General features: G+C 70.1%; 17 protein-coding genes. 3 read left to right on the forward strand and 14 right to left on the reverse strand.

The features are described from left to right. Positions 1 to 46 precede the first annotated feature (46 nt). The 13 genes from ACWTPI_RS04815 to ACWTPI_RS04875 all read right to left on the reverse strand — a co-directional run bounded on the left by ACWTPI_RS04815 (position 47) and on the right by ACWTPI_RS04875 (position 12,320). Complete coding sequence (locus tag ACWTPI_RS04815) at positions 47 to 727, reverse strand: methyltransferase family protein (RefSeq protein ID WP_059410722.1); 681 nt, start codon at positions 725 to 727, stop codon at positions 47 to 49. A 57-nt stretch (positions 728 to 784) separates the two neighbouring features. After that, positions 785 to 2,248, reverse strand: coding sequence for a vWA domain-containing protein (locus ACWTPI_RS04820; RefSeq protein ID WP_020204519.1), 1,464 nt, complete (start codon positions 2,246 to 2,248; stop codon positions 785 to 787). A gap of 34 nt (positions 2,249 to 2,282) precedes the next feature. Further along, entirely contained in the window at positions 2,283 to 2,921 is a 639-nt protein-coding gene (locus ACWTPI_RS04825) for a TadE family protein (protein WP_020204520.1), read from the reverse strand. Then, positions 2,921 to 3,400 (reverse strand): TadE/TadG family type IV pilus assembly protein, encoded by a 480-nt coding sequence (locus tag ACWTPI_RS04830; RefSeq protein ID WP_020204521.1) that lies wholly within the window; start codon positions 3,398 to 3,400, stop codon positions 2,921 to 2,923. The genes ACWTPI_RS04825 and ACWTPI_RS04830 overlap by 1 nt, the downstream gene beginning before the upstream one ends. A gap of 69 nt (positions 3,401 to 3,469) precedes the next feature. Then, positions 3,470 to 4,426: a type II secretion system F family protein gene (locus ACWTPI_RS04835; RefSeq protein ID WP_020204522.1), complete on the reverse strand. Its 957-nt coding sequence runs from the start codon at positions 4,424 to 4,426 to the stop codon at positions 3,470 to 3,472. A 31-nt stretch (positions 4,427 to 4,457) separates the two neighbouring features. Then, positions 4,458 to 5,432: a type II secretion system F family protein gene (locus tag ACWTPI_RS04840; protein WP_020204523.1), complete on the reverse strand. Its 975-nt coding sequence runs from the start codon at positions 5,430 to 5,432 to the stop codon at positions 4,458 to 4,460. Positions 5,433 to 5,463: 31 nt separating this feature from the next. Continuing rightward, complete coding sequence (locus ACWTPI_RS04845; protein WP_020204524.1) at positions 5,464 to 6,819, reverse strand: CpaF family protein; 1,356 nt, start codon at positions 6,817 to 6,819, stop codon at positions 5,464 to 5,466. 67 nt (positions 6,820 to 6,886) lie between these two features. Continuing rightward, positions 6,887 to 8,098, reverse strand: coding sequence for an AAA family ATPase (locus ACWTPI_RS04850; protein ID WP_059410723.1), 1,212 nt, complete (start codon positions 8,096 to 8,098; stop codon positions 6,887 to 6,889). A gap of 87 nt (positions 8,099 to 8,185) precedes the next feature. Beyond that, the gene (locus ACWTPI_RS04855; protein WP_020204526.1) at positions 8,186 to 8,506 is read right to left on the reverse strand and encodes a hypothetical protein; all 321 of its coding nucleotides are present in this window, start codon (positions 8,504 to 8,506) and stop codon (positions 8,186 to 8,188) included. A 14-nt stretch (positions 8,507 to 8,520) separates the two neighbouring features. Then, positions 8,521 to 10,428, reverse strand: a complete 1,908-nt coding sequence (locus ACWTPI_RS04860; RefSeq protein WP_454731069.1) for a type II and III secretion system protein family protein — start codon at positions 10,426 to 10,428, stop codon at positions 8,521 to 8,523. A 68-nt stretch (positions 10,429 to 10,496) separates the two neighbouring features. Further along, entirely contained in the window at positions 10,497 to 11,348 is an 852-nt protein-coding gene (cpaB, locus tag ACWTPI_RS04865) for a Flp pilus assembly protein CpaB (protein WP_059410725.1), read from the reverse strand. A gap of 148 nt (positions 11,349 to 11,496) precedes the next feature. Next, positions 11,497 to 12,024 (reverse strand): A24 family peptidase, encoded by a 528-nt coding sequence (locus ACWTPI_RS04870; protein WP_454731070.1) that lies wholly within the window; start codon positions 12,022 to 12,024, stop codon positions 11,497 to 11,499. Between the two features lie 110 nt (positions 12,025 to 12,134). Then, positions 12,135 to 12,320, reverse strand: coding sequence for a Flp family type IVb pilin (locus ACWTPI_RS04875; protein WP_020204530.1), 186 nt, complete (start codon positions 12,318 to 12,320; stop codon positions 12,135 to 12,137). Positions 12,321 to 13,579: 1,259 nt separating this feature from the next. Between ACWTPI_RS04875 and ACWTPI_RS04880 the strand changes: the two genes are divergently transcribed. Both ACWTPI_RS04880 and ACWTPI_RS04885 read left to right on the forward strand, forming a co-directional pair. After that, positions 13,580 to 14,653, forward strand: coding sequence for a YjgN family protein (locus ACWTPI_RS04880; RefSeq protein ID WP_020204531.1), 1,074 nt, complete (start codon positions 13,580 to 13,582; stop codon positions 14,651 to 14,653). Positions 14,654 to 14,689: 36 nt separating this feature from the next. Next, positions 14,690 to 15,835 (forward strand): M48 family metallopeptidase, encoded by a 1,146-nt coding sequence (locus tag ACWTPI_RS04885; RefSeq protein WP_454731071.1) that lies wholly within the window; start codon positions 14,690 to 14,692, stop codon positions 15,833 to 15,835. Here the strand turns inward: ACWTPI_RS04885 and ACWTPI_RS04890 are convergent. Continuing rightward, a complete protein-coding gene (locus ACWTPI_RS04890) occupies positions 15,832 to 16,878 on the reverse strand; it encodes a LysR substrate-binding domain-containing protein (protein WP_454731072.1) in 1,047 nt (348 codons plus the stop codon). The genes ACWTPI_RS04885 and ACWTPI_RS04890 overlap by 4 nt on opposite strands. A gap of 77 nt (positions 16,879 to 16,955) precedes the next feature. Between ACWTPI_RS04890 and ACWTPI_RS04895 the strand changes: the two genes are divergently transcribed. Further along, positions 16,956 to 18,272: an MFS transporter gene (locus ACWTPI_RS04895; RefSeq protein WP_454731073.1), complete on the forward strand. Its 1,317-nt coding sequence runs from the start codon at positions 16,956 to 16,958 to the stop codon at positions 18,270 to 18,272. Positions 18,273 to 18,298: the final 26 nt, after the last annotated feature.

The raw sequence follows: 18,298 nt of genomic DNA on the forward strand, positions 1-18,298 counted from the left end.
GTCAAGCGCGGCCGCATGCCGGGCCGGCCTGTTTGACGCGCCGCGCTCAGAAGACGCGGGGGATCATGCGGGAGCGCACGTTGCGCTTGTAGCTGCGGTATGCGGGATCGTCGGACAGGAGCTTCTCCTCGCGGATGATCCGGATGCCCTGGAGCAGGAATTGCCCGGCAAACACCAGGAGGTTCTGCATGCCGAAGTTGGCCAGCAGGAAGCCGATGTCGGTCACGAAGTAGCCGAGATAGATCGGGTGCCGCACGAACCGGTAGGCTCCCCTCGAGACGATGCCGCGGTTGGCCGGCAGTATGCCGAACGAATAGCGCAGCGACGCCTTTGCGAAGATCTGCCACCCCAGCCCGGCGATCTGGAGGCCGGCGCCGATCGCCTCCGGCACGACCCGCGTGCCGGGCGCGAGCTGGAAGGCGAGGAAATAATAGGTGCCGGCAAGCGAGCACAGCACGGCAACGGGATTCCAGTCGCGCCGCGCCGGCGCGCGCACCACCAGCGACAGGCCGAGCGTCAGGCACTCCGCCACCACCATGAGCAGCAGCGTGACGCGGGTCGGGTCGGCCATCCACTGCTTGATCGCAGCGAAGGCGAACATCCCCAGCAGGAAGGCGGTGCTGCCCCGCAGGCAGGCTTCCAGCGCCGCGTCGCGAAGGCGCAGCAGCGGCGGCAGCGGGTCGCGCGCGAGCGCGCGTGCGAGTGGGATGGACTTGCTGTCGATCATGATGCCTCCGGCGTGTCGTGTGTGCTTCGGTGCGCGTCGATGCGCGCTGTGTGCTGCCTATCTGGAGATCCGCAGGATCTCCGACGCCAGTTTCGAGAAGCAGGGCTTCAGGTTGTCGATGGTCTTGGCGTAGCAGTACACGCCGGAGGTCTGGTTCTTGTTGTAGAGCGGCGCGTCGGTGGTGTTGGCCATGTTCTTGAGCAGGCCCTCGTCGAAGCCGCCGTTGCCGTCCAGCCCGAGCGTGAAGATGTAGACGTTGTTGTCGCGCAGGTAGGAGGCCATTTCGATGGGCACGTTGGTGGCCGCGTAGTAGACGTTCTGCGCCGAATAGGCCGACGTGACGGTGTACGGCACGCTGGTGGGGTAGATCGCGTATTGCTGGTCGGCGGCGTTGTGCGCGTTGTACCACTGCGGCATCGCCATCGGCTGCGTCACCGTCGTCGTCACCGTGCCGTTGCGGCGGCCGTTGTTGGTGTCGCCGGTGGTGGTGGTCGTGCTGAGGCTGGCGCAGGCGCCGGACATCCTGGTGTTCTGCTGCGAGATGACGTAGAACCCGCTGAGGCTGCTGCCGGGCGAGGTGGCCGTGATGCCGCCCGCGCATACCGTGTTGGTGGGCACCGGCGCGCTGGTCGTGGTGGTGGTCGTGCAGTTGCGGTTGCAGTTGGTGGTGACGGCGGTGGTCGTGACCGTGCCCATCTTGTAGCTGGCCGACAGCGTGTTGGGCTGGCCGTCGGAGAAGAACACCACCACGCGCAGGCTGGAGCGGTTGCTGGTGATGCTGTCGAGCTGCGCGCGCGCCTGGTAGAGCGCCTCGGCGTAGTTGGTGTTGCCGCCGTTGGCCAGATTGCTGATGGTGTTCTGCATGTTGGGGCGGTTGAAGCCCCGGGTGGTGGTGCTGATCGGGATGTCGGACAGGCCGCCCGAGGCGAAATGCACGAGTCCGACGCGGTCCGACGACGGGCTGAACTGGTCGAGGAAGCTGTTGGCGTTGGACTTGACCGTGCTCCACACAGGCGACATCGAACCCGACGCGTCGATCACGAAGATCAGGTCGAGATCCCGGCGGATCGACTGTGCCGTCGCGGCGACCGCCACGTTGTTGAAGCCGAGCACCTTCATCAGCGTGAGCGGCATGGTGGCCGACGCCGAGACATTGATGGTGACCGCGCCCGAGGTCGGGGTGTCGAACAGCACGCTCGGCGTCGCCATCGCCGGCACGGCCTGCAGGTAGCCGCTCGGGAAGTTGGCGTCGAAGAAATCCTGCGCCGCCTGCCGCGCCGCGGCCGCCTGGTCGGACTGCGTGGTGCCGTTGGTGACGGCGCGGGCCGCCGCGACCGCGGCGGAGTCCACCGCGGCGTTGAGCTTGGCCTTGGTCACGTAGGCCATGCCCGCATCGACCGCGAGCCCGGCCGCGCCGAGCAGGCCGATCATCGTCATGGCGGCGATCAGGGTGATCTGGCCGCGCTGCCTGCCGGTGCCCGGCGCGCGCGCGGTTCGCAGTGTCGTTGCGGGGCTTCTCATGGCGGCTCCTTGCGTCGTGGTCTCGCGGCGGCAGTCAGAATGACGTGACCGAATACAGGTTGGGGCCGATGTCCGGCATCCTGAGCAATCCGATGGTCAGCCCCTTGAACAGCATGTCGAAGTTGTAGTAGGACTCGACCACGTAGGCGATCTGGCCGTCGGTGAGAAGGCCCGTCATGGCGTTCGCGGTGGGCGACGTGCTGCCGCCGGCGGGCATGCCGCCGCAGCTGCCGTCGTTCTGCCACTGGCCGGTGCCGCCGCCGCAATTCCACACCTTGCTGTCCGGCGCCGAGCCGCCGAGCGACCAGCCCCCGGCCCAGCGGTACTGCTCGAGCACGATGTTGCGCACGGCGCAGTTCGAGCCGCTCTTGTTGCACTCGTTGTCGCCCATGATCTTGGTGATGTAGATCATGCCGCGCTGGCTCATCTTCAGCGGCGGCGTGGTCTGCGCCAGCGCGACCATGATGTCCTGCGGCGTATAGGAGGCGCTGCGCGAGGCGAGGCTGGCGCCCTCGCGCGTCAGGTTGACGAGGATCAGGTTGGCCTGGATGGCGCGCGCGAAGTCGATCACCGGCAGCGTGAGGAAGATGAAGATCGGCAGCAGGATGGCGAACTCGATGCTGGCGATGCCGCGCGCGGCGCGCCTGCGCGGAAGGGGGCGGATGCGGTTCATCAGAAGGCCTCGTTGCGCATGGTGGCGGCCACGCTGAACGTGTACTTGCCGCCCGTGGAGGAGAAGAACGCGGCCACCATCGGCGTGACCAGCGGCCAGGCGCAGTTGACCTGGATCACCACGAGGTCGCCCGCGCCGCCGAACATCGTGTTGCCGCTGGCCTGCGAGCTGCCGTTGACCCAGGTGGTCACGGTCGCGTTCGACATGTCGTAGATGCCCAGCGAGGCGTCGTGGATCCTGGCCAGCACGGCCTGGTAGCGCTGCTGGGCGGCGTTGGCCGGATCGAGGGTGTTCTGGCCGGTGATGGCGAAGCGCGCGCCCTCGCGCACGGCGTTCTGCATGGCGAGGTTGGCGAACATCATCATGCTGAAGTCGATGATGGAGAAGAACACCAGGAAGAACACGGGCGCCACCAGCGCGAATTCGACGGCGCTGGCGCCGCGCTGGCGCAGCCGCCCGAAGATGGCCGAAGGTTGCATGGTAGGTCCTCCTGTCCTGGGTTGTGCCCGCCTGGCGCGCCCGCTGTGTCGCCGCGCGGCCTGGGTTGCCTATTGGTTGTTGCCCATCATGAACGGGATCAGCGAGCGGTAGAACTGGATGGCCGGCGAGCCGAGCAGCACCACGAACAGCGACGGCAGGATGAACAGCGTCAGCGGAAACAGCAGCTTGACGGCAATCTTGGCCGCGCATTCCTCGGCGCGCTGGCGCCGCTTGGTGCGCAGCGTGTCGGCATGCACGCGCAGCGAGTCGGCCACGCTGGTGCCGAAGCGGTCGGCCTGGATCAGCATGCTGACCAGCATGTCGATGTCCTCCACGCCGGTGCGCAGCGCGAAGTTGCGCAGGGCCTTTTCGCGCGACAGGCCGGCGCGCAGTTCCAGCACCAGCAGCTCGAGCTCTTCGCCGAGCGCGCTGTTCTCGCCGCGGAATTCCTCGACGACCTTGAGCAGCGCGGCGTCGAGCGCCAGCCCGGCCTCGACGCAGACCGTGATCAGGTCGAGCGTGTCGGGGAACGCTTCGAAGATCGCCTGCTTGCGCACGCGGATGCGCCGGCGCAGGACCAGGTCCGGCAGGTAGAAGCCGGCGATGGCGGCGGCCAGCAGCGCCGCCGGCAGCAGGCGCGGGTTGTCCTCGCTGACCACGCCGCGCGTGAGCAGCAGCACCAGCAGCGGGAATGCCACCGCCAGCACGGTCTTGGCGGCGAAGTAGACCGCGATCGCCGACGGGCTGCGCCAGCCCGCATTCATGAAACGGATGCGGATGGTGGAGGATTCCCAGCCTTCCTTGGGCAGGGCGAGCCTGGCCAGCGGCCTGGACAGCCGTTCCAGCTTGCGCATCCAGTCGTCCTGGAGCACCGAGGGCACGCTGTCCGCGCCCGCGGCCGACTTGCTCACCTGCGAGATGCGGCGCCGCAGGATGTCGGGCTGGAACAGCATCATGGCGGCCAGCGTCACGCCGAACGCCACCACGAAGGCGAGGATCAGGATCAGGATTTGCTCGATTGGCATGATGTGTCTCTCCCGGTTCTTCTGGCGGCGGCTACATGTGGATGCGCACGATCTTGCGCATCCACAGCAGGCCCAGCAGCATCAGCAGCACGGCATATCCCACGATCCACGGCCCGATGGGATCGTTGGCGAGCGGATCCAGGAACGTGGGGTTGAGCAGGTACATGGCCCCGGCCAGCGCGAACGGCAGCACGGCCAGGATGATTCCGGAGAAGCGCCCTTCGGCCGAGAGCACCCGCACCTGCCCCAGCAGCTTCATGCGCTCGCGGATGATGCGGGCGACGTTGCCGAGAATCTCCGCCAGGTTGCCGCCGGACTCGCGCTGGATCAGCACGGCGATCACCAGGTAGCGCAGGTCCGGCAGCGGGGCGCGCGCGGCCATGTTGTTGAGCGCGTCGTGCATGGACGCGCCGAAGTTCAGCTCGTCGAAGGTCAGGCGGAACTCCGCGCCCAGCGGATCGGGCAGCTCGTCGCCGGCCATGTCCAGCGCGCTGGAGAAAGAGTGCCCGGCGCGCAGCGCGCGGCTGATCAGGTCGGCGCCTTCCGGAAGCTGCGTCTCGATCAGCTGGAGGCGGCGACTGCGGCGCCGGAGCACAAACCAGAGCGGCGCCGCCGTCGAGCACAGGGCGGCGATGCCCACCGCCGGGGCGGGAAGGCCCATCAGCATGCCGAACGCGCAGATCGCCAGCGCGGGCAGCAGGTTGAAGCAGAGAAACGTCGACACCGTCCAGTTGAGCCCCGACTGCATCAGCAGCCGGTCGAGCGCGTGGATGCGCGGCAGCAGGCGCAGCAGGCTGGCGAACGACGCCGAGCTGCTCAGGGCGCGCTCCTTCATGATGGACGACGACTGCTCCTGCCAGCCGGCCTGGACCGCCGCGCGCACGCGGCGCCCCAGGCGCCGCGCGCCGGCGCTGTGCTTGCTCTGCCACCACTGGTAGCCGGCCACCACCGCCAGCACGATGGCGATGAAGAGCGAGAGGCCGAAGGCCGCGAAGGTCTGGTTCATGGCGTGATCTCCTGGACGGTGCGCGCGCGGCTCATACCTCGAAGCGCATCGAGGGCTCGAACAGCCGTTCCGGCACGTTCACGCCAAAGGCCTGCAGGCGCTCGCAGAAGTGCGGCCGCACGCCGGTGGCGCAGAAGTGCCCCTTCACGCGGCCCTCGGCGTCCACGCCGGTGCGCTTGAAGGTGAAGATCTCCTGCATGTTGACCACGTCGCTCTCCATGCCGGTGATCTCCTGCACGCTCATCAGCTTGCGGCGGCCGTCGGTCAGGCGCGAGACCTGCAGCATCACGGTGATGGCCGAGGTGATCTGCTGGCGCATGGTGCGCGGCGGCAGCGACAGGCCCGCCATGCTGATCATGTTCTCGAGCCGGGTCAGCGCGTCGCGCGGGGTGTTGGCGTGGATGGTGGCGAGCGAGCCTTCGTGGCCGGTGTTCATCGCGTGCAGCATGTCGAGCGCCTCGGCGCCGCGCACTTCGCCGAGGATGATGCGGTCGGGGCGCATGCGCAGCGCGTTCTTCACCAGCGCGCGCTGGGTGATCTCGCCGCGGCCTTCGATGTTGGGCGGGCGCGTCTCCAGGCGCAGCACGTGGTTCTGGCGCATCTGGAGTTCGGCCGCGTCCTCGATGGTGACGATGCGCTCGCTGGCCGGGATGAAGCCCGACAGGATGTTGAGCATGGTGGTCTTGCCGCTGCCGGTGCCGCCCGAGATCAGGATGTTCAGCTTGGCCTTGACCATCGCCTCGATCAGCTGCGCCATCGGCGGCGTGAGCGTCTGCAGCTCCACCAGGTCCTTGACCATCAGCGGATTGACCGAGAAGCGCCGGATCGAGAGCAGCGGGCCGTCCACCGCCGAGGGCGGGATGATGGCGTTGACGCGCGAGCCGTCGGGCAGGCGCGCGTCCACCATCGGGCTCGATTCGTCGATGCGCCGGCCCACGCGCGACACCATCTTGTCGATGACCTTCATCAGGTGCGCGTCGTCGCGGAAGGTCACGTCGGTCAGCTCGAGCTTGCCGCGCCGCTCCACGTAGACCTGCCTGAAGGTGTTGACCAGGATGTCGGAGACGGTCGGGTCGGTCAGCAGCGGCTCGAGCGGGCCGAAGCCGAGCATCTCGTCGCGCACGTCCGACACCAGGCGCTTGCGCTCGCTCTCGTTGATCGGGATGTTGCGCTCGTCGATGATGCGCTCGACCAGCAGGGCCAGCTCGCGGCGCACCTGGTCGGGCGCGAGGCGCTGCAGTTTTTCCAGTTCCACGCGCTCGATGATGGCTTCGTGGATTTCCATCTTGAGCTGCTGGTAGGCGGCGTTCGCGGTGGGGGCGGCGGGGCCGACGCGCTCGGCCACCGTTTCGCCGGCCTTCTCGTAGAGTTGTTCGCGCAGTGACATCTCGTTTCTCCGTGGCGCGTCGCGCGCCGGTATCTGGGTTGCCGGGGCGGCCGTCGCCGCGATCCGTTCAGGCGTGCCGCTCCACCGGCATGGCCTGCCCGGCGCGTTCCCTGCCGTGGCCGAGCAGCTTCCGCAGCAGGCCGTCCTCCTGCTTCGCGGTGTCCGGGAACACCGTGTCCACCATCTGCGCCAGCGCGCGCGCGATCGGGCTGCGCTCGGCGAGCTGCAGCACCGGCACGCCCTGGTTGCTGGCGTCGCGGGCCGGTTTGAGGTCGGACGGCAGGATGTGCGCGACCTTGCCGCCCAGCGTTTCTTCCAGCGTGCGCACGCTCACCGGCGAGTGCTTCTCGAACTCGTTGATCACCAGGTGCAGGCGGTCGGCGGGGTAGCCCAGCGAGCGGAAGATCTCCATCAGGCCGCGGCCCGCGCGCAGGTAGGGCAGGCTCAGCTGCAGCACCGGGTAGATGGTGTCGCTGTGGTCCAGCACCATGATCGAGGACGGGTTGATGTCCTGGCCGATGTCGAAGAGGATCACGTCGTAGGCCGGGCGCACCAGGTCGAGGATGTTTTCCAGGTGGGCGGACTTGATGTCGCCCGCCTTGACCGGATCGCCCGCGCCGGCGATCACGTCGAAGTTCGGGTGCGCATGCGTGATGCAGGCATCGAGCAGCGCCAGGTCGAGGCGCTCGACCTGCTGGCAGATGTCCGCGAGCGTGGCCGGCGGCGCCTTGTCCGTGACCAGGAAGGCGCCGTCGCCGAACTGCTGCACCAGGTCCACCAGCAGCACGCGCTTGCCGCGCCGGGCGGCGATGGCGTAGCCGAAGTTGGCGGCGACGAAGGTGGTGCCGCTGCCGCCCTTGCAGGAGGCAAAGGTGAAGGTGCGCGCCTCGGCGTGGCTGCCGTTGAGCGGCTTGACCGCGAGCCGCTCCAGTTCCCCGTTGAACTCGCGCGGGTCCAGCGGCCAGCGCAGCACGCTGCGGATGCCCATGCGCATGGCGCGCATCAGCAGCTCGGCCGACGGCGACGGCGTGACCAGGATGCAGGGCACGTCGCCGGGCTCCGGGAAGCGCTGGCGCAGGCGTTCCAGCACGTCGGCGCTGAAGTCGTCGGCCTGCAGGATCAGGAAGTCGGAGGGATGGATCAGCCCGGCCATGCCGAGTGCCTTCTCCGGGTCGGCGCAGACCAGCTGCAACTGCCTTTGCGTGGCGGCCTGGCCGGCCATCGAAGACATCTGCCGGGCCCGCGCCTCGTCGGCCGAGACCAGAATGAGCTTTGCCATCACTGTTTCTCCCAGATTGTGTTGTGCCTGGCGGCCCGCGGCGGCGTTGCAGCGGGCCGCCGCATGTCACCGCGTGCCGCCATCGGGTCAGGGCGCCGACGAAGCGGACGAAGTGCCGACGCCGATCGCGTACGCATTCGTGTCCGCGGGCGGATTGCGGAACGACGTGTTGTAGCGGTCCATCGCGAAGGTGGCGCTGCGCGCGTCGACGCCGGTGACGGGGTCCGCGTTCAGCGAGGCATCGGGATTGAGCGTCTGCATGGCGCGCACGATGCGCACGGCTTCGCCGAAGTGGGCGTCGTACACCGGCGTGGTGGTCATGCAGCCGGCCAGTCCGGCGGCCGCGCCCGCGGCGGCGGCGGCCAGGGCGAGCCGCGCGCAGCGGGCGGCGAGTGTGCGGATGTCCATGATGTTTCCCCTGTTCATTGCGCGGCATCGGCAGGCGTTGCCGTGCCGGCGATGGTCGGCGCCGGCGCGGCCGCGTCGGCGCTGTCGCGCGGGCCCGCCATCGGGTCCTTGCTGGTGGTGGGCGCGGCCGGGGCGGGCGCCATCGGCGCGGCCGGCGCGCTGACCGGCGCCGGCAGCGGCGCGCCGGCGGGCGCTCTCGGCGGCATGACCACGTCCGGATGGCCTTCCATGTTGCCGTTGATGAAGACCTCGCCCGGGGTGGGCCTGCCGAAGGAGTCGGTCGGCATCGGGTAGTTGGCCGGCAGCGGCTTGACCAGGCGCGGCGTGACCACGAACAGCAGCTCGCTCTTGTCCTGCTGGAAGTTGGTGCTGCGGAACAGGTTGCCGAGGATCGGCAGTTCGCCGGCGCCCGGCAGGGCCTTGAGGCTGCCCGTGACGTTGCTCTTGATCAGGCCGCCGATGGCGAAGCTCTGTCCGTCCATCACCTGCAGCGTGGTGGACGCGCGGCGTGTGGTGATCAGCGGCAGGATGGTGCTGCCGCTCAGGTTGGGCGCCGAGAGCGCGACGCCGGTGGGCGACAGCTCGGACACCTCGGGCGCCACCTTCAGGTTGATGCGGCCGTTGGCCAGCACCGTCGGCGTGAAGCGCAGGCCGACGCCGAAGGTCTCTTCCTGCAGCGTGATGGTGGTGCCGCCCGCGCTGGAGGCCTGCGGCACCGGGATGAAGACCTTGCCGCCGGCCAGGAAGCTCGCCTCCTGCCCGCTGATCGCCATCAGGTTGGGCTCGGCCAGCACCTTGACCAGGCTGTCGCCCTTCTGCGCGTCGACCTGGAAGTTGAACGGCAGGTTGTTGTGCTTGATGCCGGTGATCACGCCCGCGCCGCCCGAGAGGAAGTTGGCCAGCAGGCCGAAGCTCCAGCTGCCGAAGGCGCCGTTGAGGTTGGACGCGGCGCCGAGCTGGTCGATCAGCGTCTTGGACACCTCGGCCACCTTCACTTCGAGCATCACCTGCTGCGGCGAATCCACCGTCATCATGTTGATGATGCGCTGGCTGCGCAGCGGCTGCCCGCCGGCGTTGCCGGTGCCGGCCATGCCCATGCCCATGCCCCCCATCGGCATGCCGTTCATGGCCAGCATGGGCTGGCCGGGCGCGCCGAACCCTTGCGGAGGCGCCTGCAGCGGCCCGCGCGTCTGGCGCACGACAAAGGCGTTGGCGATGTCGATCACCATCTGGGCCACGGTGGAGTCCGGCACGTTGCCGGTCAGCACCAGGCTGTCGGCGGCGGCGGACACGCGCACGCCGCGCGCGCCGGGCAGCAGGTCGTGCAGGGTCGACTGCAGGCCGCCGGGGTCGGCGCCGACCGTCACGTCGATGACCGTGCAGTTGCCGCTCTTGCCTTGCACGATCATGTTGGTGGTGCCGACATCCAGGCCGAGCAGGTAGAGCGTCTGCGGCGACACCAGCATGGCCTGCACCACGCCGGGATTGCCCAGCGTGCGCGTGCGCACCGGCTCGGGCAGCGGCAGCATGCGCGACTTGCCCACCGGCACCGCGATCTGCTGCGGCTCGCGCGCCGCGCCCATGCAATTGGGCCCGCGGCTGAGGCCGGCATCGCTCGGCGGCGGCGGTACGCTGGCCGCGCCGATGGTGAGCTGGATCGGACCGTTGGCGGCGAGCTTCATCGCCTGCGGCGCAGCTTGTGCTGCCTGCGCGGCCTGTGCCTGGGCGGCGCCCGCCGCGCCCGCATTCCCCGTCGCGCCGGCGGTGCCGGCGGCCGCGGCATCGGCGGCCCGGGCCTGCTCGCTGCCCAGCCAGACGCAGGTCATCGACAGCACGGCGAGCGCGGTCAGGTTCAGGCGTGAGGGGCCGTTGCGCGGCGCGCGGCCGCGCGGGCTGCCCTCCTGGGTATGGTGTCGGTCCATTTGATTTTCCCCCCGGTTGTTGACCCCAGTGGCTGGGGCCGGCATCTGGCGTCGTCGGCGTCCGTGCCTTAGAAGCATTCCTGGTTTTGCTGCATGCCGCTGATCACGCCCACGCAGTTGCTGGCGATCTTCTTCTCGGTCAGCCGCTGCACGACCTGTATCACCTTGGCCACCGGCGCCGGGGCCACCGCGGCCTTGAGCACGGGCTCGTTGAGCAGGCTGCGCTTGGTGGCGCCGGCGGTGTCGACCGGGCGCGGGTCGACCTGATTGCGCAGCACCAGCGAGAGCGTGCCCACGCTGCGCGCCAGGTCGAGCTTCTCGGCTTCTTCCGGCGAGACTTCCAGCGTCACGGCATTGACCACCTTGGGCTTGGTCTCGTCGCGGTTGACCTCCTGCGCGATGGCCAGCACCAGGATCTTCTCGAGCACGATCTTGGAGATCGACTGCTCGTTCTGCGTGGCGCCCTCGCTCCTGGCCTGGTCTTTCTGCGTGTTGACGATGATGTCGACGAAGCTGCCCGGCAGCGCGAAGCCGGCCACGCCCACCACGTCGTTGACGCGCACGGTGATGGCGCGCTTGCCCTCGGCGATCACGGCGGAGAGGCCGCCGCGCGTGCCGACGGGCGTGAGCTTGGATTCGAGGATGGGCTCGCCGCGCATCACGCTGGCCTTGGTCACGCGGCCGTCGATCAGCTTCTGGTCGGTCAGCGCGCCGGGCGGCAGGCTCTCGCGCGGCCAGTCCACGACCTTGACGAACTCGGGCGCGAGCCGCTGGCCGAGGTTGATGTCGGTGCCGGCCACCACCACCTTGGTGACGCTGCCCGAGCTCTGCTGCATCATCCAGCGCGAGGCCAGCACCACCGCCGCCAGCCCGGCCAGCGCCGCCACCAGCAGCATCACGATTGCGCGTACGTTTCTCATTTGATGGTCCTCCCCAGTGTGGATCCAGGCATCGGCGCCGCCGGCGAGGCGCGAGTGCCTCCCCTGGCCCTGGCGCCAGTTCCGTTCATCGTCGTCGTCGTTGTTGTTTTGTCTTTGTCTTTCGTGGCGGGGGCGTGCGCCCGGCTCGTCAGAGCACGCCCGTCATCACCAGCACCACGCCGCCCGCGATCGCCACCGCGTAGGGCAGGCGGGCCGCCGTGGTCAGCTTGTCCCTGCCGGCCAGATTGGCCCGCAGGCCGAGCGGCAGCCACAGCAGGCGCGTGCCGATCCCGGACAATGTCTTTCTCACCCGCTTGCGCATCAGCATGACGGCCAGCGCGAGCAGCCCTCCCACGGCGAAGCTCGCGATGGCGATCTCCAGCGCCGCCTGCGGTCCGGCGAAGGCGCCGATGCTGGCCATCAGCTTGGCATCGCCGGCGCCCACGGCGCCGAGCAGGTACAGCGCCAGGTAGGGCGCGAATCCGGCCAGCGCGCCGGTCAGCCAGGCCTGGGCGCCCTGGCCTGGCCCGTGCAAGGTCATCTGCAGCGCCAGCGCCAGCAGGAGTCCGGCCGCGACCAGCCAGTTGGGGATACGGTGGCTGCGCATGTCGCTGGCGGCGGCAAGTCCGGTCAGGGCGAGCAGGTATCCGCTGGTAAGAGGGTCAAAGGTACTCATGGCATCCTCGTTGCATGAAGCGCGTGACGGCGTGATACCGAGGCATTCGCGGGCAGGCGGCGCGCGGCCCGGTCGGATTCGGATCCGGCCGGGACGCGCGGGCGGCAGGCTCAGGCGGCCGCCGTCGTCAGCGCCGCCTGGATCTTCGACCAGATGCTGCCGACCGCGGTGGCCAGGGCCGGGCCCGACACGATCATGACCAGCGCCACGAACGCCAGCAGCAGCGCATATTCCACGCCGGCAGCCCCGTCTTCTTCACGCGCAAAACGCTTGATGCCTTCGAACATGGTGTTCATGTCCTTCTCCTTTACGTCATGGTTCAAGGGGAAAAAGCGCCCGCTGAGAGTCGGGCACAAGATTCGGCCGGTGGTGCCGGCCGTGGCCAAGCCAGGGGGATTCCTCGATGACGCGTGCGCGGTGGCGCAGCAGCGATGCAAGCATCGCCGCCTCCCCGTGGCGCTACGCGACAAGGCGGGCCTCCCGGCTCCACCAGTCTTCAGGGAACCGTGTGGCTGGGTGCCAGCCGCGGGTCCTCACCCGGCGCGGTCGCCGCTTGCTGCGGCTTGTTGCGCTGGTAGGTGCCGCGAACCGGTTCTGACCTCCCTCAGGAACCGGTCCGCGCCTGAAAGTGCTGCAAGACTGCCTGTGATCGCCGCCGCGGCGCGTTGCTCGTCGCCGCTGCGGCGTGGGCCGTGGAAACAAAGATTGCGCCGGCCCGCCGCCAAACCTCCCCGCGAAACGGCTGCCCTGTCACGGCAACCGCTTCACCCCCGTTTTCAATGCTTTGTCGTGATGCCGGGGCTGCCGGATTGCACCGGCTTGGCCCTGGCATCCTCGGCGTACCGTGTTGTCTTGTTCCCGGTCGCTCTGGTCTTTGTAACGGGCATAAGAGCGACGAACATGCCAGTGAACTTAAGTGATTGATTTGATTGGTGATGTTTTTGGGCTACTTGTAACTTGACGCGGTTCTTGTAACAGGATGTTTCCCTGGTGTTACTGTGGCGCGGTGCTGCCGTGCCCGGCCGGATCGCGCGGGCCGGCCGCGCAGTGGCGTGGCGGGCGCCTGGCGGTGCGATCAAGTGCATGACAAGGCGCGCTCGTCGTGTTTTCAGGCAAAATCGTGCCCGGCGGGGTCGGGTAAGCGCGCAGGCGCATCCGGGTGGTGGAGCCGCCGCCGCACCGTCGCGCAAATGGTTTCATGCGCGATACGGCGGGGCCCGGAGCGGGCCGCGTGGGCCAACGCACGCTGCGCCGCGCGCATGCCCGCCGGCGGTGCGGGCAACGCGCGTCCGGATGAGGCCGGCGCCAAAAGCTGTAGCCGCGCTGTAGTCGCGCGGCAGGCCAACGTGGGCCGGCGCACGCCCGGGGCGGCGCTTTCTCGCTCTGTTGGATGAGGCAGGAACTTCTTACAAATCGGCCCGGTGACGGCGATTTTGGTTGCAGTCCTGATACATTGCTCGCCGCCACGATGGCGGTGGGCTATCGTCGCCCGATTTTCCGCCGGCGCATGGGCCTCGACGGGTACCGTTTGCGGCATTCAAGGGAGAAGCCAGCAATGCACGACAGCAATAACGATTTCCCGGTGCCGGCCTCGGCCGCGCCCGCCGCGCAGCCGCATCCGCTGCGGTTCGAGTTCGTCGGCTCGGGCTCGGAGTACTTCCGCATCTGGATCGTCAATGCGCTGCTGACGATCGTCACGCTGGGCATCTACTCGCCCTGGGCCAAGGTGCGCACCATGCAGTACTTCTACCGCAACACGCGGCTCGACAACGCCAGCTTCGACTATCACGGCCGCCCCACGGCCATCCTCAAGGGCCGGGCCATCGTGTTCGCGCTGGCGGCGGTGTTCCAGCTCGCCGGCCACGTCTCCATGCTGCTGTCGCTGGCGCTGGGCCTCGCGCTGGCGCTGGTGTTCCCGCTGCTGCTGGTGCGCTCGCTGCGCTTTCGCATGGCGAACTCCAGCTACCGCGGCCTGCGCTTCGCCTTCACCGGCGGCGACGCCGAGGCCTACAAGGTGTTCCTGCTGTGGCCCGCGCTCGCAGTGCTCACGCTCTATGCGCTGGCGCCGCTGGCGCACCAGCGCTTCAAGCGCTACCAGCACAACCACACGCGCTTCGGCACGGCGCCGTTCGCCATCGATGCCGCCGCGGGCGGCTTCTACGGCGTGTACCTGCGCGCCTTCGGCATGATGGTGGCGGTGGGCGTGCTCGCCGCGGTCGTCGTCGGCGTGCTCGGCCATGCCCTCGGCGGCAGCGCGGGCGGCGCGGCGATGGCCTTCCTGGCGGCGGTGGCGGGTTTCTACGTGGCGCTGCTGTCGATCGGGCCGTTCTTCATGGCGCGCCTGCAGAACCTGGTGTGGAACCACACCACGCTGGCGCCGCATGCGTTCCGCAGCGAGGTCAGGGCCGGGCGGCTGTTCTTCATCTTCTTCACCAACCTGATCGCCACCGTGTTCACGCTGGGCCTGTTCATGCCGTTCGCCAAGGTGCGCTCGACGCGCTACCGGGTCGAGAGCATGACCATGCTGGCAGCGGCGCCGCTGGATGCCTTCGTGGCCGGCGAAACCCAGCAGGTCGGCGCGCTCGGCGACGCGGCGGTGGACTGGTACGACATCGACATCGCGCTGTGAGCTCGCCGTGAGCCTTGCCTTGATCCCGTCCGCCTGATGCCGCATCCCTCCCAGGCCCCGGCCCCGGTCGCCGCCACTTACTACGATGGCCGCTCGTCGCGCGCGCACGCGGCCAGCTTGTCGGTCGAGGGGCGCGAGGCGGTGCTGCGCGACGGCGGCGGCGCGGTGCTGCGCCGCGCGCCACTGTCGGCGCTGCGGGTGTCGGAGCGCGTGCGGCGCGCGCCGCGCCTGGTGACGTTCGCCGACGGCGCGTTCTGCGAGATCGCCGACCACGCCGGGCTGGCCGCGCTGCTGGCCGCCAGCGGCCATCGCGAGGGCTGGGTGGCGCGCGCGCAGAACAGCTGGCGGCTGGTGCTGCTGTCGGTGCTCGGGCTGGCGGCGGTGCTGGCGGTCGGCTACGTCGTGGTGCTGCCGTGGGGCGCGGGCGTGGTGGCGCGCCGCGTGCCGCCGGCGCTGGAAGCGCGGCTCGGCGAGGCGACGCTGGCCAGCATCGACGACGGGCTGCTGGCGCCATCCCGGCTGCCGGCCGCGCAGCAGGAGCGCATCCGCGCGGACTTCGCCGCGCTGCGGCGCCCGCCCGACCCGGGCCACGACTACCGCATCGTGTTCCGCCGCGGTGGCCAGCTTGGCGCCAACGCGCTGGCGCTGCCGGGCGGCACCATCGTCGTCACCGACGAACTGGTGAAGCTGGCCGGCGCCGGCCCGGGCCTGAGCGGCGTGCTGGCCCACGAAGCCGGGCACGTGGCGCAGCGCCACGGATTGCAGCAGGTGCTGCAGGCCTCGGCGGTGGGCGCGCTGGCGGCGTATTTCTTCGGCGACTACTCCAGCGTGCTGGCGGGCGTGCCGGCGACGCTGCTGACGCTGCGCTACTCGCGCGAGCACGAGCGCGCGGCCGATGCCTACGCGGTCGAGGTCATGCGGGACAACCGCCTGCCGGTGTCGGCCTTCGCCGACGTGCTGGAAGCGCTGGAGGCCGCGCACAGGCAGGAGGCGGCGGCGCCGGCGGCCAGCGGCGACGCCTCCGCCGGCGCCGGCGGGCGCGAGACCAAGCGCGAGCGCCGCAGCCGCCGCGCCGCCGAGGACGGCGACAAGGCCGGGGACAACGATTTCTTCTCCACCCATCCGCTCACGCGCGAGCGCATCGAGGCCCTGCGCGCGGCGGCGCGGAACCAGGGCGGCTAGATCCCCGCGGGCCGCACGCCGTCCGGCAGCGACGAAGCCGCCACCTGCGCCTGCAGCCAGGCGTGGAACTGCTGGATGGTCTTCTCGCGCGGATTGGCTTCGCGCCAGATGACCCAGTAGTGCAGGCTGGACGGGATGCGCGCGGTGCCCAGCTGCACCAGCTCGCCGCTGGCGAGATAGTCGCGCGCCAGCTGCAGGCGCGCCGTGGCCGCGCCCTGGCCGGCCACGGCCGATTGCAGCAGCATGCCGGCATCCTGGAAGATCGGCCCGCGCTCGGGCTCGCTGGGCGGCAGGCCGGCCGCTTCCAGCCAGTCGCGCCACGGCCGCAGGGCGAAGCGCAGCATCGGCAGGCGCGGCAGGTCCGCCAGCGTGAAGCCGGGATAGCGCGCCAGCAGCGCCGGGCTGGCCACCGCGACCACGTGGTCCTCGATCAGGTTGTGGCAGGCGAAGCCGGGCAGGTCCACGCGCTGGTGCCAGATGCCCACGTCCACCGCGTAGGGGTCGGGCGGGCTGATCTCGGCGTGCAGCCGCAGGTGCAGGTCCAGCCCCGGCAGCACGTCGCGCAGGCTGGGCAGGCGGCGGATCAGCCAGGCATTGGCGAGATCCGCCATCACGCTCACTTCCAGCCGTATCACCTGCGGCGCGCAGCCGTTGCTGGCCTCGCGCAGGCCGTCCTGCAGCTCGGCCAGGCCGTCGCGGATGCGCTCGGCCAGGCGCGCGCCCACGCTGGTGGGCATCATCAGGTGGGCGGCGCGCTGGAACAGCTTGGTGCCGAGGCTGGCTTCCAGCGCGCGGATATGGTGGCTGATCGCGCTGTGGGTCAGCGCCAGCTCCTGCGCCGCGCGCGAGAAGCTGCGGTGCCGGGCCGCGGCCTCCACGGCGCGCAGCGCCTGCAGCGCGGGCAGGTGCGGGGTGGCGCGCTGGCGCGTGGCGCCGGGCGCCGGCGCGCCAGCGGGGCCATCGGCCACGGTGGCGGCGGTGGCGGTGGCCGGGATGGACGGCGGCGCGGCCGGCGGGGCGGGCTTGGGCGTTCGGGAGGTCATTGCCGTCAAATTCTACTCACAATCGCGGCAGGTATCTTTCGTTGGCCTTGCATTGTGCGACTCGGGACAATGCCGGCATGACTTCCGCCAATCCTGCTTCTTCCTCCGCCGCCGCCGCCGCCGTTGCCGCCCCGCCCGCGCCCGCCGCCGGCAGCCGGCCCGGGCCGGCCCTGCCGCGCGACGCCGGCGCGCGCTGGCGCGTGCTGTGCATCTTCTCGCTCGGTTTCCTGGTGTCCTATGTCTACCGCGGCGTCAACCTGGGCTTCGCGCCGCACCTGATCCGCGAGATGGGCCTGAGCGCCGCCGATCTCGGCCTGCTGACCAGTTTCTATTTCCTCGGCTTTGCCTGCGCGCAGATTCCGGCGGGCCTGCTGCTCGACCGCTTCGGCCCGCGCCGCACCGAGGCCGTGCTGCTGCTGGCGGCGGTGGCCGGCGCGCTGGTGTTCGCCAGCGCGCCCGGCATGGCGGCGCTGGCGGCCGGGCGCCTGCTGATCGGCATCGGCGTGTCGGTGTGCCTGGGCGCGGCCATCCAGGCGCTGTCGATCTGGTTCCCGCCGTCGCGCATGCCGCTGCTCAACGGCGTGGTCATGGCCATCGGCGGCCTCGGCGCGGTGGTGGTGGGCGCGCCGCTGGCGTGGCTGCTGTCGTGGACGGACTGGCGCACGCTCAGCTACGGGCTGGCCGGGCTGACGCTGGGCATGGCGGCGCTGCTGTGGTTCGCCGCGCCCGAAGCCGGCGGCGCCGGCCAGCAGCGCCTCGCCGAGCAGCTGCGCGGCACCTGGCAGGTATTGCGCAACGAGCGCTTCCTGCGCGTGGTGCCGCTGGCGCTGCTCAACCAGGGCATCTTCCTGTCGGTGCAGACCTTGTGGGTGGGCGCCTTCCTGCGCGACGTGGCGGGCCAGTCGCCGGGGCAGAGCGCGCGGCTGGTGTCGGTGATCGGCTTCGCCATGATGGGCGGCTGCGTGTGCGCCGGCTGGGCCGCGCGCCACCTCGAGCGCGCCGGGCTGAGCCTGTATGCGTTCGCCGGCCTGGGCATGAGCGGCTTCATCGTGGTCCAGTGCCTGATCATCGCGGGCGTGCCGCTGCCGCCGGTGCTGATGTGGAGCGCCTATGGCGTGTTCGGCTCGAGCGGCATCCTGGCCTATGCCGTGCTGGCGCGCGGTTTTCCCGACGCGCTGATCGGCCGCGCCACCACCGCGCTGACGCTGGCGGTGTTCCTGGCCACCTTCGCCTGCCAGGTCGGGGTGGGCATGGTGCTCGATCTCTGGCCGGTCGCGGACGGCCGCTATCCGGCGCGCGCGCACCTCGTGGTGTGGGGCGGGCTGGTGGCGCTGCAGGTGGCGGCGGCGGCCTGGTACGCGCTGGGCCGCGAGCGCGGCGCGCGGGCGGCCTGACCGCGATCCGCGGCGAAGGCGCGCCT

The sequence above is a fragment of the Cupriavidus ulmosensis genome, from assembly GCF_977008105.1.